The organism is Streptomyces hygroscopicus subsp. hygroscopicus, assembly GCF_001553455.1.
GTDB lineage: Bacteria > Actinomycetota > Actinomycetes > Streptomycetales > Streptomycetaceae > Streptomyces > Streptomyces hygroscopicus.
Window position 1 is genome coordinate 1 of sequence record NZ_BBOX01000176.1, and the last position, 12,424, is coordinate 12,424.

The 12,424-nt window shown below is 70.8% G+C and carries 14 protein-coding genes; 4 read left to right on the top strand and 10 right to left on the bottom strand.

Annotation, left to right across the window (positions count from 1 at the left end):
- Window positions 1-266 precede the first annotated feature (266 nt).
- Complete coding sequence (gene dtd / locus AXW62_RS19490; RefSeq protein ID WP_060945661.1) at window positions 267-692, top strand: D-aminoacyl-tRNA deacylase; 426 nt, start codon at window positions 267-269, stop codon at window positions 690-692.
- A gap of 268 nt (window positions 693-960) precedes the next feature.
- On the opposite strand, the gene ygfZ is transcribed toward dtd, so the two are convergent.
- From ygfZ to AXW62_RS19505, 3 genes are read right to left on the bottom strand one after another with little or no spacing between them, the layout of a single operon-like run.
- Window positions 961-1,926 carry a CAF17-like 4Fe-4S cluster assembly/insertion protein YgfZ gene (gene ygfZ, locus AXW62_RS19495; RefSeq protein ID WP_060945654.1) on the bottom strand — a complete coding sequence of 322 codons (966 nt, stop codon included), beginning with the start codon at window positions 1,924-1,926 and terminating at the stop codon, window positions 961-963.
- Between the two features lie 10 nt (window positions 1,927-1,936).
- Window positions 1,937-2,413, bottom strand: coding sequence for a Fur family transcriptional regulator (locus AXW62_RS19500; RefSeq protein ID WP_060945655.1), 477 nt, complete (start codon window positions 2,411-2,413; stop codon window positions 1,937-1,939).
- Window positions 2,414-2,468: 55 nt separating this feature from the next.
- Window positions 2,469-3,032 (bottom strand): heme-binding beta-barrel domain-containing protein, encoded by a 564-nt coding sequence (locus tag AXW62_RS19505; RefSeq protein ID WP_030837956.1) that lies wholly within the window; start codon window positions 3,030-3,032, stop codon window positions 2,469-2,471.
- 410 nt (window positions 3,033-3,442) lie between these two features.
- Here AXW62_RS19505 and AXW62_RS19510 point away from each other — a divergent pair, with 410 nt between their 5' ends.
- The gene (locus AXW62_RS19510) at window positions 3,443-3,808 is read left to right on the top strand and encodes a DsrE family protein (RefSeq protein WP_060945656.1); all 366 of its coding nucleotides are present in this window, start codon (window positions 3,443-3,445) and stop codon (window positions 3,806-3,808) included.
- A 34-nt stretch (window positions 3,809-3,842) separates the two neighbouring features.
- Here AXW62_RS19510 and AXW62_RS19515 read toward each other — a convergent pair whose 3' ends face one another.
- The 7 genes from AXW62_RS19515 to AXW62_RS19540 all read right to left on the bottom strand — a co-directional run bounded on the left by AXW62_RS19515 (window position 3,843) and on the right by AXW62_RS19540 (window position 8,429).
- Window positions 3,843-4,100 carry a DUF3099 domain-containing protein gene (locus tag AXW62_RS19515; RefSeq protein WP_030837960.1) on the bottom strand — a complete coding sequence of 86 codons (258 nt, stop codon included), beginning with the start codon at window positions 4,098-4,100 and terminating at the stop codon, window positions 3,843-3,845.
- A 119-nt stretch (window positions 4,101-4,219) separates the two neighbouring features.
- Window positions 4,220-4,507: a DUF1416 domain-containing protein gene (locus AXW62_RS19520; RefSeq protein ID WP_030837962.1), complete on the bottom strand. Its 288-nt coding sequence runs from the start codon at window positions 4,505-4,507 to the stop codon at window positions 4,220-4,222.
- A gap of 30 nt (window positions 4,508-4,537) precedes the next feature.
- A complete protein-coding gene (locus AXW62_RS19525) occupies window positions 4,538-5,377 on the bottom strand; it encodes a sulfurtransferase (RefSeq protein ID WP_060945657.1) in 840 nt (279 codons plus the stop codon).
- A 150-nt stretch (window positions 5,378-5,527) separates the two neighbouring features.
- Window positions 5,528-5,608, bottom strand: coding sequence for a putative leader peptide (locus AXW62_RS47155; protein WP_350203226.1), 81 nt, complete (start codon window positions 5,606-5,608; stop codon window positions 5,528-5,530).
- A 210-nt stretch (window positions 5,609-5,818) separates the two neighbouring features.
- The gene (locus tag AXW62_RS19530) at window positions 5,819-6,505 is read right to left on the bottom strand and encodes an LmeA family phospholipid-binding protein (RefSeq protein WP_060945658.1); all 687 of its coding nucleotides are present in this window, start codon (window positions 6,503-6,505) and stop codon (window positions 5,819-5,821) included.
- A gap of 95 nt (window positions 6,506-6,600) precedes the next feature.
- Window positions 6,601-8,142, bottom strand: a complete 1,542-nt coding sequence (locus AXW62_RS44855; protein WP_060945662.1) for a hypothetical protein — start codon at window positions 8,140-8,142, stop codon at window positions 6,601-6,603.
- 11 nt (window positions 8,143-8,153) lie between these two features.
- A complete protein-coding gene (locus AXW62_RS19540) occupies window positions 8,154-8,429 on the bottom strand; it encodes a MoaD/ThiS family protein (protein WP_060945659.1) in 276 nt (91 codons plus the stop codon).
- Between the two features lie 121 nt (window positions 8,430-8,550).
- Here AXW62_RS19540 and AXW62_RS19545 point away from each other — a divergent pair, with 121 nt between their 5' ends.
- Window positions 8,551-10,293, top strand: coding sequence for an ABC transporter ATP-binding protein (locus AXW62_RS19545; RefSeq protein WP_159060917.1), 1,743 nt, complete (start codon window positions 8,551-8,553; stop codon window positions 10,291-10,293).
- Window positions 10,290-12,248, top strand: coding sequence for an ABC transporter ATP-binding protein (locus AXW62_RS19550; protein ID WP_060945660.1), 1,959 nt, complete (start codon window positions 10,290-10,292; stop codon window positions 12,246-12,248). The genes AXW62_RS19545 and AXW62_RS19550 overlap by 4 nt, the downstream gene beginning before the upstream one ends.
- The last annotated feature ends 176 nt before the right edge of the window (window positions 12,249-12,424 follow it).

The following is a 12,424-nucleotide window of genomic DNA, read 5'->3' on the forward strand; positions in this document are numbered from 1 at the left end:
GGTCACGGCCGGAGCCGTCACGGCGGCGCTGTCGGCCAGCCGCCCGCCGCGCTGGCTCGGCGGCCGTGGCGGCAACAGGCTCTCGGTGGCCATGGGCTGCCCGGTGCCCGGTGTGGTCATTGGTGTCCGTCCCCTCCAGCGATGCGTCGTTCCCGCAGTTCCTGCCCGCCTGCACCGCCTGCACGCATCGTGCCACCAGTGATGCTCCCTGTGCAGCGGCTCTCCACCCGATCGGCCCCGGATGGACGCACGGCATGATGGTCGCCATGCGTGCTGTGGTACAGAGAGTGAACGGGGCGAGCGTCGTCGTGGACGGCGAGACGGTCGGCGAGATCGTCGGCCAGGGGCTGTGCGTGCTGGTCGGGGTGACGCATGACGACACCCCGGAGAAGGCGGCCCAGCTCGCTCGCAAGCTGTGGTCGGTAAGGATCCTCCCGGGCGAGAAGTCCTGCTCGGACCTGGCCGCTCCGCTGCTGGTGATCAGCCAGTTCACGCTCTACGGCGACGCCCGTAAGGGACGTCGGCCCACCTGGAACGCGGCGGCGCCCGGCGAGGTCGCCGAGCCGCTCGTGGACGAGGTGGTGACCCAGCTGCGGAAGCTGGGGGCGCACGTGGAGACGGGCCGGTTCGGAGCGGACATGAAGGTCTCGCTCACGAACGACGGCCCGTTCACGGTGATCGTCGAGGTCTAGTCGAGGTCCAGCGGACAGACACCCTTGGACGCTTCAGGCGCTTCGGACGGCTTGGTTGCCCCGGGCGCCTGCGCGCCCCGGGCGCCTGCGCGCCCCGGGCGCCCTTGGACGCTTCGGGCGCCCTTGGATGCCGTTGGGGCGCCCTTGGCCGCCTTGGGACGTCCTTGGGCGCCCCTGACGCCTCTCGACGCCTGGATGCCTGGATGCCGGTACGCCCAGGGCGGCGTGGGCGCCGGACGTCCGGGCGCCGTGCCACCGGCGGACCGGCTTACGGTTCCACGACCGTCTCCTGCGCGGCGGCCGTGGAGTCCGCGATCAGCTCCGCGTCCACCGGCACATTGCGCTTGACCAGCGCGAGCGCGATCGGCCCCAGCTCGTGGTGGCGGGCCGAGGAGGTGATGAACCCCAGCTGACGGCCCTCCTCGCCCTCCGAGGCCAGCCGTATCGGCGCGCCGTGGGACGGCAGCTTCACCTCGCTGCCGTCGAGGTGGAGGAAGACCAGCCGGCGCGGCGGCTTCCCCAGGTTCTGCACCCGGGCGACGGTCTCCTGGCCGCGGTAGCAGCCCTTCTGCAGATGGACGGCGGAGCCGATCCAGCCCAGCTCGTGCGGGATGGTGCGGTGGTCGGTCTCCAGGCCGACCCGCGGCCGGTGGGCCTCGACCCGCAGCGCCTCGTACGCCAGCACCCCGATCGGCGGGCCGCTCGCCTCGGCGAACTCGGTGAGCCGCGCACGCGGGAGGAAGAGGTCGCGGCCGTGCGGGGTCTCGCGGACCACGGCGTCCTCGGGGGCGTCGGTGATGCTGCCCGCCGGGAGGTGGACGATCGCGTAGTCGTCCGTGCGGTCCGCGATGTCGACCCGGTAGAAGAACTTCATGCTCTCCAGGTAGGCGATCAGGTCGTCCTGGCTGCCGGGCTCCACATGGGCCCAGGTGGTCTCGCCGTCGTCGACGAGATAGAGCGCGTGTTCGATGTGGCCGTGGGCGGAGAGGATCAGCGCTTCGGTGGCCTGACCCGGCGGCAGCTCGCTGACGTGCTGGGTGAGCAGGAGATGCAGCCAGCTGAGCCGGTCGGCACCGCTGACCGTGACCACCCCGCGGTGCGAGAGGTCCACGAAACCGGTGCCGTCGGCGAGCGCACGCTGCTCGCGGAACAGGTCGCCGTAGTGGGCGGCGACGCCTTCGTCGAGGCCCTCACCGGGGACGGCGCCGGGCAGCGACAGCAAAGGGCTCTTCATGCACTTCAGCCTACGACCTGCGGGCCGGGCCCTCACCGGAGCCGTTTCCGGCGCCCTCTCCGGCGCGCTCCTTGGCCGAACACGAGGCGCACCGACCGAAGATCGCGAAATGCTTCAGATCGGTGTCGAAGCCGAAGTCCGCCCGGAGCTGCCGGGTGAAGGAGTCGGCCACGGAGACGTCCGCCTCGATCACGTCCGTGCAGTCCCGGCACACCATATGGATGTGGTGGTGCCGGTCGGCCAGATGGTAGGTGGGGGCGCCGTGTCCGAGGTGGGCATGGCTGACCAGGCCCAGCTCCTCGAGCAGCTCCAGCGTGCGGTAGACCGTGGAGATGTTGACGCCGCTCGCGGTGCGGCGCACCTCGGTGAGGATGTCGTCCGGAGTGGCGTGCTCCAGACGATCGACGGCTTCGAGCACGAGCTGGCGCTGCGGGGTGAGGCGGTAGCCGCGCTCCCGCAGGTCGGTCTTCCAGTCGGTGGTCGCCACGGTGCAAGTGTAGGCGCGCCCGCGGTCACAGGCCGGACGCGAAGGGGAGAACGGCTCAGCGGAAGAAGGCGATCCCGTCGTCCGGCAGGTCCTTGAGGTCCTTCGCCCACTCCCGGGGGTCGACGACCTTCTTCAGGTGCGCGGACATGTAGGGGCGCAGCTCGACCTCGGGGGTGGCCTTCTCGCCGACCCACATCAGGTCGCTGTTGACGTAGCCGTACAGCCGCTTGCCGCCCGAGTACGGGGCCGCGTGCGCGGTGCGCGCCACCGCGTCCGTCGCGAGGTCGATCTGCGGCTTGCCCTCCGCGAGCTCGCCGTACCAGACCTCGATGACGCCCTGGTCACGGCTCATCACGACCTCGACCTTGCGGTCCTTGTCGATCCGCCAGTAGCCGGACTCGCTCTCCAGGGGGCGGACCTTCTTGCCCTCGGAGTCCAGCACCCAGGTGTGCGAGACGTACTCGATGAAGTCGCGGCCGTCGTGCGTGAAGGTGGCCTCCTGGCCGAAGTTGCACTTCTCGGCCCCGGGGAAGTCCGATACGCCGGCGCCTTCCCAGTTGCCCAGGAGGAAGGCCAGCGGCACGAGGTCCGGGTGGAGGTCGGAGGGGATCTGGATCATGGATTCAGGCGATCTGTCGAGGGGCGGGCCGTGAGGGCGGGACGGGAGCGGCTCAGCGCTGGCCCTGGTACAGCTTCTTCCAGGTCAGCGCGCAGAAGCCGAGTGTGGCCAGGGCGACCAGGATCATCAGGGTGGTGAAGACTGCCTCAAGCACGAGCGCGCTCCTCGGAACAGATGACGGACGCGACCGAGTCTAGTCGGCGGCCGGACGGCCGGTGGCGCGAGGTGGCGCCGTCGCGTTCGCGCCTCATCAGGGCGGTTGCGTTCGCGCCTGGTGAGGTCGCTCGCGTTCGCGCCTCATCAGGGCGGTTGCGTTCGCGCCTGGTGAGGTCGCTCGCGTTCGCGCCTCATCAGGGCGGTCGCGTTCGCGCCTGATGAGGTCGGTCGTGTCCGCGCCTAGAGTTGGCGGCATGGCGAAGAAGCTGGTGATCAAGGTGACGGCGGGCGCGGACGCTCCCGAACGGTGCTCCCAGGCGTTCACGGTGGCGGCGGTGGCCGCCGCGAGCGGGGTGGAGGTCTCGCTCTGGCTCACCGGGGAGTCCACCTGGTTCGCGCTGCCGGGGCGGGCGGCGGAGTTCGAGCTGCCGCATGCGGCGCCGCTTCCGGATCTGATCGACGGCATCCTCACGGGCGGCGGCACGATCACGGTGTGCACGCAGTGCGCGGCGCGCCGGAAGATCGAGGAGAAGGATCTGATCGAGGGTGCGCGGATCGCGGGCGCCCAGGTCTTCGTGAGCGAGATCATGCCGGACGGCGTCCAGGCACTCGTGTACTGAGACGGGCGCGAACACCCCGGCAGGCCCTGGCCGGTCAGTGGCGGTGGTTGTGCTCGTCCAGCTCCCGCCACCACCGGTCGGACTCCTCGTCGCCCGATTCGTCCCACCACCGGTCCTCCGGGCCCCGGCGATTGGCGACGATGGCCGCCAGGGGCGGGATCACCATGGCGACGATGCACATCGCGACCGCGGCGGGAACGGACCACAGGCGCACAAAGGCCCATGCCGAGATGAAGAGCGTCAGACACGCGCCCATCAGGAAAAAGTATGCGTGGCGGCGTCGCGCGTACATATCTCAAGCGTACGTCGCGGACCGCCGCCCCGACATACGGAGGGCCGCACCCCGCCGAGGCGTCCAACCCCGGGGTGCGGCCCTCCGGCCGTGTGTCACGGCGCCGCCGCCAGACGGCGTCAGACGGCGATGGCGACCTCCGCCAGACCGCCCTTCTGGGCGACGACCGTGCGGTCCGCGGTGCCGCCCGGAACCAGGGCGCGCACCGTCCAGGTGCCCTCGGCGGCGTAGAAGCGGAACTGCCCGGTCGCGGAGGTGGGTACCTCGGCGGTGAATTCGCCGGTGCTGTCCAGGAGGCGGACGTATCCGGTGACGGGCTCGCCGTCACGGGTCACCGAACCCTGGATGGTGGTCTCACCGGGCTTGATCGTCGAGGCGTCGGGGCCGCCGGCCTTGGCTCCACACATGGGTGTCTGTCCTTACGTTCGGGATGGGGTTCAGCTGTTGGCGCCGAGCTCGATCGGCACGCCGACCAGCGAGCCGTACTCGGTCCAGGACCCGTCGTAGTTCTTGACGTTGGGCTGGCCGAGCAGCTCGTGCAGGACGAACCAGGTGTGAGCGGAGCGCTCACCGATGCGGCAGTAGGCGATGGTGTCCTTGGACAGGTCCACGCCCTCGGCCTCGTAGAGCTCCTTGAGCTCGTCGTCGGACTTGAAGGTGCCGTCGTCGTTGGCCGACTTCGACCACGGGATGTTCCGGGCGGACGGGACGTGGCCCGGACGCTGCGACTGCTCCTGCGGCAGGTGGGCCGGGGCGAGCAGCTTGCCGGAGAACTCGTCGGGGGAGCGCACGTCGACCAGGTTCAGCGAGCCGATGGCGGCCACCACGTCGTCGCGGAAGGCGCGGATCGAGGTGTCCTGCTCCTTGGCCTTGTACTCGGTCTTCGCGCGGGTCGGGACCTCGGCGACCAGGTCGCGCGAGTCGAGCTCCCACTTCTTGCGGCCGCCGTCGAGCAGCTTCACGTCCTGGTGGCCGTAGAGCTTGAAGTACCAGTAGGCGTAGGCCGCGAACCAGTTGTTGTTGCCGCCGTAGAGGACGACCGTGTCGTCGTTGGCGATGCCCTTCTCCGACAGGAGCTTCTCGAAGCCGGCCTGGTCGACGAAGTCACGGCGCACCGGGTCCTGGAGGTCCTGCTTCCAGTCGATCCGGATGGCGTTCTTGATGTGGTTCTTGTCGTAGGCCGAGGTGTCCTCGTCCACCTCGACGATGACCGTCTTGGGGTCGTCGATACGGGCCTGGACCCAGTCGGCGTCCACCAGGACGTCACTGCGGCTCATGTTTCTCTCCTCCGGGGCAGTTGCGGCGGTACGAAACGCTCGCTGCGCGGCGCTGCGCGGGACGTGCGGCGAGCGTACGAGCGACGTGCGGGAAGGCCCGGTCGACGGGCCGAGAGGGGCCGGTCCGGCGGGTGCCCGGACCGCGTCCGTTCAGACGGTGCGACAGAGCATGGCGGCGACGCGGCACAGGTCGACTGCCCGCCGCTTCGTGAGATCCGCCTGTCGCTTCATGCGTCCGATCGTAGGGACGGACAGGCGGGCATGTCACCGGTGTGTCGGATGATGAGACGTTACCGTCCGGCTGTTGAGATGAGAGAGGGGTCGGGGGTGCGGCCGCGGGGCCGCGGGGGCCTGGCGGGGGCGTGGGGGCGCGCTGCCGCGGACGGGATCGTCTCAGTGACTGGACCTGGGGCGGGATCGACGCCCCTGGTGCTGATCGCGTCAGCCCGTCAGCTGGACGTTGTTACCCGTGACCGAGACGTCTATGCCGTCCTTGGTGGCCACCACCTTCTCGAGCCGCATGCCCGTGGGCAGGCCGTCGATCTTCCGTTCCATATCGGCCTTCTCGCGCACCTTGTCCTCCCACTGGGGGATGCTGCCGTCCGGGACGGAGTCGGCGTGCAGCCGGATGGTGTCGCCGTTCACGATGCTGACCTGGGAGTGGGCGGTGAGGCTGAGACCCAGCAGACTGCCGGTGATCTTGACCTTGTTGGTCCCCGACGAGTCGTAGCCGACCGTCACCCCCGGACCGGCGGCCTGCGAGAGGTCCGCGTAACTGATGTGGGCCGAGCCGGTGGCGTGGTCCGCGCTGGCGGAGGAGAAGCTGCCCGAGATGCGGACGTTGTGCAGCTTGGCGTCGAGCTCGGTGACCCGGACGCTGCGGCCGTCGACCGTGTCCGTGGTCAGCCCGTCCACGCCGACGTCCACCTCGTCCAGCTCCTTGGCGGCGACCTGGGTGAGAAACGGAAAGCCCTTGATCGAGACATTGGGGGTAGTGGCCAGCCCCTGCGAACTCTTGATCTTGTCGGCGGCCTTCGACTCGGCGATGTACACCGCGATGCGATCGGCGGCCACGAAGAGGCCGCCGAGTATCACGACGAGGATCAGTGTGATGCGTAGTGCGCGCATTGGGTGGGTCCCTCAGGCTCTCGCTCAGGCTCTCGCTCAGGCGCTTGCCTGAGGCTGCCGAGCCTAACCGGAGCGAGGAAACGGGAGCCGGGGTGTCAGCCCAGGGCACGGCCGATCACATAGACCACGGGGGCGGCGGCCGCCAGGGGCAGCGCCACGCCGGCCGTCATGTGGACGAAGCGCGAGGGGTAGTCGTAGCTGGCCACCCGGTGGCCGATCAGCGCGCACGCCCCGGCCGCGAACCCCAGCAGGGCGGCGGTGGAGGTGCCCGTTCCGGTGAGCTGCCCGGCCCCTGTCCCGGCGCCGGTGGCGGCCGCCAGCGCGACCACGACGGCGGCGGCGGTCGGCAGCGGCAGCGCCCGGACGAGCACGGCCACGGCGACGGCGGCCGCCCCCACCACCACGGCGTCCGAGGACTCCGCGGCAGCGGCCAGATGACCGGCCGCGAGCACGGTGAGGGCGGTGGACGCCACGGCGGCCGTGAGCCCGTACAGCCGCTCGTCCGGGGAGGCGTGGCTGCGCAGCTGGAGCACCAGCACCAGCAGCAGCCAGACGCCGATGGTGCCGATGACGACCGTCGGCGCGTGCGCGCGCTCGGTGGCGAGCAGCCCGACATCGGCGGCGAGACCGCCCGCGTAGGCGAGCGCGATGCCCTGACGGGCGGGCCACATGCCGTTCAGCCGGAACCAGCCGGCCGCCGTGACCGCCTGGAGCACCGCCACCACGACGGCGACCGCCGGCCGCCCCAGGGGCGCGGTGGCCGCGAGCAGGGCGGCGATCACGGAGGTCAGGGCGGCGGGGACGAACCCCGGCGGCAGGATCTGCGGACGGCCCTCGGCGCGGGCCTTCTCGGCGGCGGTGAGCGGCCGGTCCGGCTGCGGGGTGGGGGGCTCGGCGGTGGCGGTGGGGGTGGGGGGCGCGGTGGCGGTGGTGGTCGCGGTGGGCATGGCCTGCGTTTGTGCCTGGGCCTGTGCTTGTGCCTGGGCCTGGGCGGCGGCTTGTGCCTGGGCGGCGGCCTGTGCTCGTGCGGCAGCCTGTGCCGGGGCCGGGGCCGGGGCCGGGGCCTGTGCCTGGGCGGGGGCGTGGGCCGGGGCGGCGGGCTGGTACCGCTGGTGAGTCTGGTGCGGCTGGTGCTGCTGCTGGCCCCAGCCGTGGGCGTACTGCCCTTGGTGGCCTTGGTGTCCTTGATGTCCCTGGTGGCTCTGATGTCCCTGGTGGGGTTGGGGGCCCTGGTGTCTCTGCTGGGCGGCGGCGTAAGGGTCCGCGTACGGCTGCTGCTGTGGCTGGTACTGCTGTGGCTGCTGCTGGTACTGCTGCGGCTGCGCCTGGGCGTACCCCTGCTGCTGCGGCTGGCCGTACCCCCGCTGCTGCGAATACCCCTCATAGCCCTCATGGCCCGGCCAGTCGCCCGGCTGCTGGGCGCCCTGGCTCTGACCGGCGTGACCAGCGTGACCGCCGTGGCCGCCGTAAGGGGGCGCGCTCTGGTCGTAGCCCCCGTAAGGAGCCTCGTACGACCCGTACGCGGGATACGGCTGTTCGTACGGCTGTTGCTGATGCTGGTGCTGCTGGTGCTGCGGCTGCTGGTGTTGTGGGTGTTGCTGGTGAGGCTCGTGGGGCTGGTGCGGCTGGTTGCTCATGAGCTCGGGGTTCACCCTCCTGCGAACGGCGGGAGCACCTCGACCGTGCCGCCCTCGGCGAGTTGGATCGTCTTGTGGTCGCGGGTGCCGACGGGCGTTCCGTCGACCAGGAACGAACAGCGCAGCAGGACCCGCGCGAACTCCGGCCGCGCGGTGTGCCGCTCCCGTGCCGCGTCGAGCGCCTCCGCCAGTGTCCACGCGGCGTACGGCTCCTCCGCGGCACCGGCCGCGGCGCGGGCGGCGGCCCAGTACCGGATGGTCCCGGCGGGCGTGTTCTTCATCGCCATCGCGATCCCTTTCCCGTCATCTGCCGCCTCCATGATGACGGGTGCCGGACCGCCCCCGGCACCACGCGCGGTTCGTCGAAAATACGGCCGGTTCGGGGTTCCCGTCGCTTAAGGTTTCGGTGTGCTGGTACGACTGATACGGGCGTATCTGAGGCCCTATAGCCGAACGATCTCTTTGATCGTGTTATTGCAGCTGGTGCAAACACTCGCGACCCTCTACCTGCCGACGCTGAACGCGGACATCATCGACGGCGGAGTGGTCAAGGGTGACACCGGCTACATCCTCCGGGTCGGTGGCCTGATGGTCGCCGTCACACTTGTGCAGATCGGGTGCGCCGCGGGAGCCGTCTACTTCAGCGCCCGTACCTCCATGGCGCTCGGCCGCGATGTGCGCGCCGCCGTCTTCGACCGGGTGCAGTCCTTCTCCGCCCGCGAGATGGGCCACTTCGGGGCGCCGTCCCTGATCACCCGCACCACCAACGACGTGCAGCAGGTGCAGATGCTGTGCCTGCTGGCCTTCACGCTGATGGTCTCGGCGCCGATCATGTGCATCGGCGGCGTGATCATGGCGCTCAACCAGGACGTTCCGCTGTCCGGGCTGCTCCTGCTCATCGTTCCGGCCCTGGGCATCCTCGTCACGCTCATCGCCCGCCGGATGCGGCCGCTGTTCCGCGACGTCCAGGAGCGCATCGACACCGTCAACCGGGTGCTGCGCGAGCAGATCACCGGCATCCGGGTCATCCGGGCCTTCGTCCGCGACACCCATGAGCGCGACCGCTTCGCCGCCGCCAACACCGGCCTGATGGACGTCTCGCTGCGCGCCGGACGGCTGATGTCGCTGATGTTCCCCGCCGTGATGCTGGTGGTGAACGTCTCCAGCGTCGCGGTCGTCTGGTTCGGCGGACAGCGCATCGACAGCGGCGGTATGGAGGTCGGCGCGCTGACCGCGTTCCTCAGCTATCTGATGCAGATCCTGACGTCCGTGATGATGGCCACCTTCATGTTCATGATGGTGCCGAGGGCCGAGGTGTGCGCCGAGCGCGTCCAGGAGGTGCTGGACACCGGGACCAGCGTGGTGCCGCCGCTGGTGCCCGTCGCGCCCGCGTCCGGCGCCGCCGGACGGGGGCTGCTGGAGCTGCGGGGCGTGGAGTTCCGCTATCCGGGCGCCGACGAGCCGGTGCTGCGCGACATCTCGCTGACCGCCCGGCCCGGCCGTACCACCGCCGTCATCGGCTCGACCGGCAGCGGCAAGTCGACCCTGCTCGGCCTGGTGCCGCGGCTGTTCGACGCGACCGACGGCAGCGTCCACATCGACGGGGTGGACGTCCGCGACCTCGACCCGGAGGTGATGTCGCGGACCATAGGGCTCGTCCCGCAGAAGCCGTACCTCTTCTCCGGCACGGTCGCCTCCAACCTGCGCTACGGCAATCCCGACGCCACCGACGAGGAGCTGTGGCAGGCCCTGGAGACGGCCCAGGCGCGGGAGTTCGTGGCGGCCATGGAGGGCGGTCTGGACGCCCCGATCGCCCAGGGCGGGACCAATGTGTCCGGCGGTCAGCGGCAGCGGCTGGCGATCGCCCGCGCCCTGGTTCGCAAGCCGTCCGTCTACCTCTTCGACGACTCCTTCTCCGCGCTGGACTACGCCACCGACGCCCGGCTGAGGGCGGCGCTCGCGGACGAGACGGAGGACGCGACGGTCGTCATCGTCGCCCAGCGGGTGTCCACCATCCGCGGCGCCGATCTGATCGTGGTGCTCGACTCCGGGCGGATCGTCGGCGCCGGTACCCACGGTGAGCTGATGGCCGGCAACGAGACCTACCGGGAGATCGTGCTCTCCCAGCTCACCGAACAGGAGGCGGCATGAGCGGCACCACGGCGCCCCGCAGGGGGCCGGCGCCCGCCGCCGGGCCCGGACGCTTCATGGGCGGGCCGCCGGCCGAGCGGTCCATGGACTTCCGCGGCTCCAGCCGCCGGCTGCTGGCGCGGCTGCGCCCCGAGCGCGGGATCGCGCTGGTGGTGCTCGCGCTGTGCACGGTCAGCATCGGTCTCGCGGTGGCGGGTCCGAAGATCCTCGGCGAGGCCACCGACCTGATCTTCGCGGGCATCGTCGGACGGCAGCTGCCCGACGGCGCCAGCAAGGAGCAGGCCGTCCAGTGGCTGCGCGACAGGGGCCAGGGCACGGTCGCCGACATGGTCGCCTCGATGGACGTCACCCCCGGCCAGGGGATCGACTTCCACGCGGTCGGCACGGTGCTGCTGTGGGTCACGGCGCTGTACCTCGCCGCCGCGCTGCTGGGCCTGGTCCAGGCGCGGCTGGCGACGGCCGTCGTCCAGCGCGCGGTCTTCCGGCTGCGCGAGGACGTGGAGCACAAGCTGGCCCGGCTGCCGCTGTCGTACTTCGACCGGCAGTCGCGCGGTGAGGTGCTCTCCCGCGCCACCAACGACATCGACAACATCCAGCAGACGCTGCAGCAGACCCTCAGCCAGATCATGGCCTCGCTGCTGACGATCGTAGGCGTGCTGGCGATGATGTTCTGGATCTCACCGCTGCTGGCGCTGGTGGCGCTGATCACCGTGCCGGTCTCGGTGTGGGTCACCGTGCGCATCGGCAAGCGCGCCCAGCCGCAGTTCGTCGCCCAGTGGAAGACCACGGGCAAGCTCAACGCCCATATCGAGGAGATGTACACCGGCCATGCGCTGGTGAAGGTCTTCGGGCGGGAGAAGGAGTCCGCGCGGGCGTTCCGGGAGCAGAACGACAAGCTCTACGAGGCGGGCTTCCGGGCCCAGTTCATCTCGGGGCTGATCCAGCCCGCGATGACGTTCATCGGGAACCTCAACTATGTGCTGGTGGCCGTGGTCGGCGGGCTCCGGGTGGCCAGCGGGACGCTGTCGATCGGCGATGTGCAGGCGTTCGTCCAGTACTCCCGGCAGTTCAGCCAGCCGCTGACCCAGGTGGCCTCCATGGCCAACATGGTGCAGTCGGGCGTGGCCTCCGCCGAGCGGGTCTTCGAGCTGCTGGACGCGCCCGAGCAGAGCGCGGAGCCGGTGGACGCGCGGCGGCCGGAGGCGGTGCGGGGACAGGTCGCCTTCGAGGACGTCTCCTTCCGCTACCAGCCGGACAAGCCGCTCATCGACGGTCTGTCGCTGTCGGTGCGGCCGGGGCAGACCGTGGCCATCGTCGGCCCGACCGGCGCCGGAAAGACCACGCTGGTCAATCTGCTGATGCGGTTCTACGAGGTCAGCGGCGGGCGGATCACGCTGGACGGGGTGGACATCGCCGAAATGTCGCGGGAGGAACTGCGCTCCCACATCGGGATGGTGCTCCAGGACACCTGGCTCTTCGGCGGGACGATCGCCGAGAACATCGCCTACGGCGCGCGGGGAGCGAGCTTCGAGCAGATCGTCGAGGCGGCCAGGGCCACCTATGTGGACCGCTTCGTGCGGACCCTGCCGGACGGCTACGACACGGTGATCGACGAGGAGGGCTCCAACGTCAGCGCCGGGGAGAAGCAGCTGATCACCATCGCCCGCGCGTTCCTCTCGGAGCCGTCGATCCTGGTGCTGGACGAGGCCACCAGCTCGGTCGACACCCGTACCGAGGTCCTCATCCAGCGGGCGATGGCCTCGCTGCGCAGCGGCCGTACGAGCTTCGTGATCGCGCACCGGCTGTCGACCATCCGCGACGCGGACGTGATCCTGGTGATGGAGTCGGGGCGGATCGTGGAGCAGGGCTCCCACGAGACGCTCCTGGCGGCCGGCGGCGCGTACGCCCGGCTCTACGCGTCCCAGTTCGCGGAGCCGGTGGCGGAAGCGGAGTGACGGCGCGGAAGCGGGGCGGCGGCGCCGAGGTGGGGTGACGGCGCGGAGGCGGGGTGACGGCGCGGAGGCGGGGTGACGGCGCCGAGGCGGGGCGGCGGCGCGGATGGCTGTGACGGCGCGCATGGCTGTGGGCGCGGTGGCGGTGGTCGCGCGCCCGGCTGTGGGGGCGGTGGCGG

Excerpts from the sequence above, each read along its gene's own strand:
- dtd (WP_060945661.1), top strand. The coding sequence starts at position 267 with ATGCGTGCTGTGGTACAGAGAGTGAACGGGGCGAGCGTCGTCGTGGAC.
- ygfZ (WP_060945654.1), bottom strand. The coding sequence starts at position 1,926 with ATGAAGAGCCCTTTGCTGTCGCTGCCCGGCGCCGTCCCCGGTGAGGGC.
- AXW62_RS19505 (WP_030837956.1), bottom strand. The coding sequence starts at position 3,032 with ATGATCCAGATCCCCTCCGACCTCCACCCGGACCTCGTGCCGCTGGCC.
- AXW62_RS19510 (WP_060945656.1), top strand. The coding sequence starts at position 3,443 with ATGGCGAAGAAGCTGGTGATCAAGGTGACGGCGGGCGCGGACGCTCCC.
- AXW62_RS19515 (WP_030837960.1), bottom strand. The coding sequence starts at position 4,100 with ATGTACGCGCGACGCCGCCACGCATACTTTTTCCTGATGGGCGCGTGT.
- AXW62_RS19520 (WP_030837962.1), bottom strand. The coding sequence starts at position 4,507 with ATGTGTGGAGCCAAGGCCGGCGGCCCCGACGCCTCGACGATCAAGCCC.
- AXW62_RS19525 (WP_060945657.1), bottom strand. The coding sequence starts at position 5,377 with ATGAGCCGCAGTGACGTCCTGGTGGACGCCGACTGGGTCCAGGCCCGT.
- AXW62_RS47155 (WP_350203226.1), bottom strand. The coding sequence starts at position 5,608 with ATGAAGCGACAGGCGGATCTCACGAAGCGGCGGGCAGTCGACCTGTGC.
- AXW62_RS19530 (WP_060945658.1), bottom strand. The coding sequence starts at position 6,505 with ATGCGCGCACTACGCATCACACTGATCCTCGTCGTGATACTCGGCGGC.
- AXW62_RS44855 (WP_060945662.1), bottom strand. The coding sequence starts at position 8,142 with ATGAGCAACCAGCCGCACCAGCCCCACGAGCCTCACCAGCAACACCCA.
- AXW62_RS19540 (WP_060945659.1), bottom strand. The coding sequence starts at position 8,429 with ATGGCGATGAAGAACACGCCCGCCGGGACCATCCGGTACTGGGCCGCC.
- AXW62_RS19550 (WP_060945660.1), top strand. The coding sequence starts at position 10,290 with ATGAGCGGCACCACGGCGCCCCGCAGGGGGCCGGCGCCCGCCGCCGGG.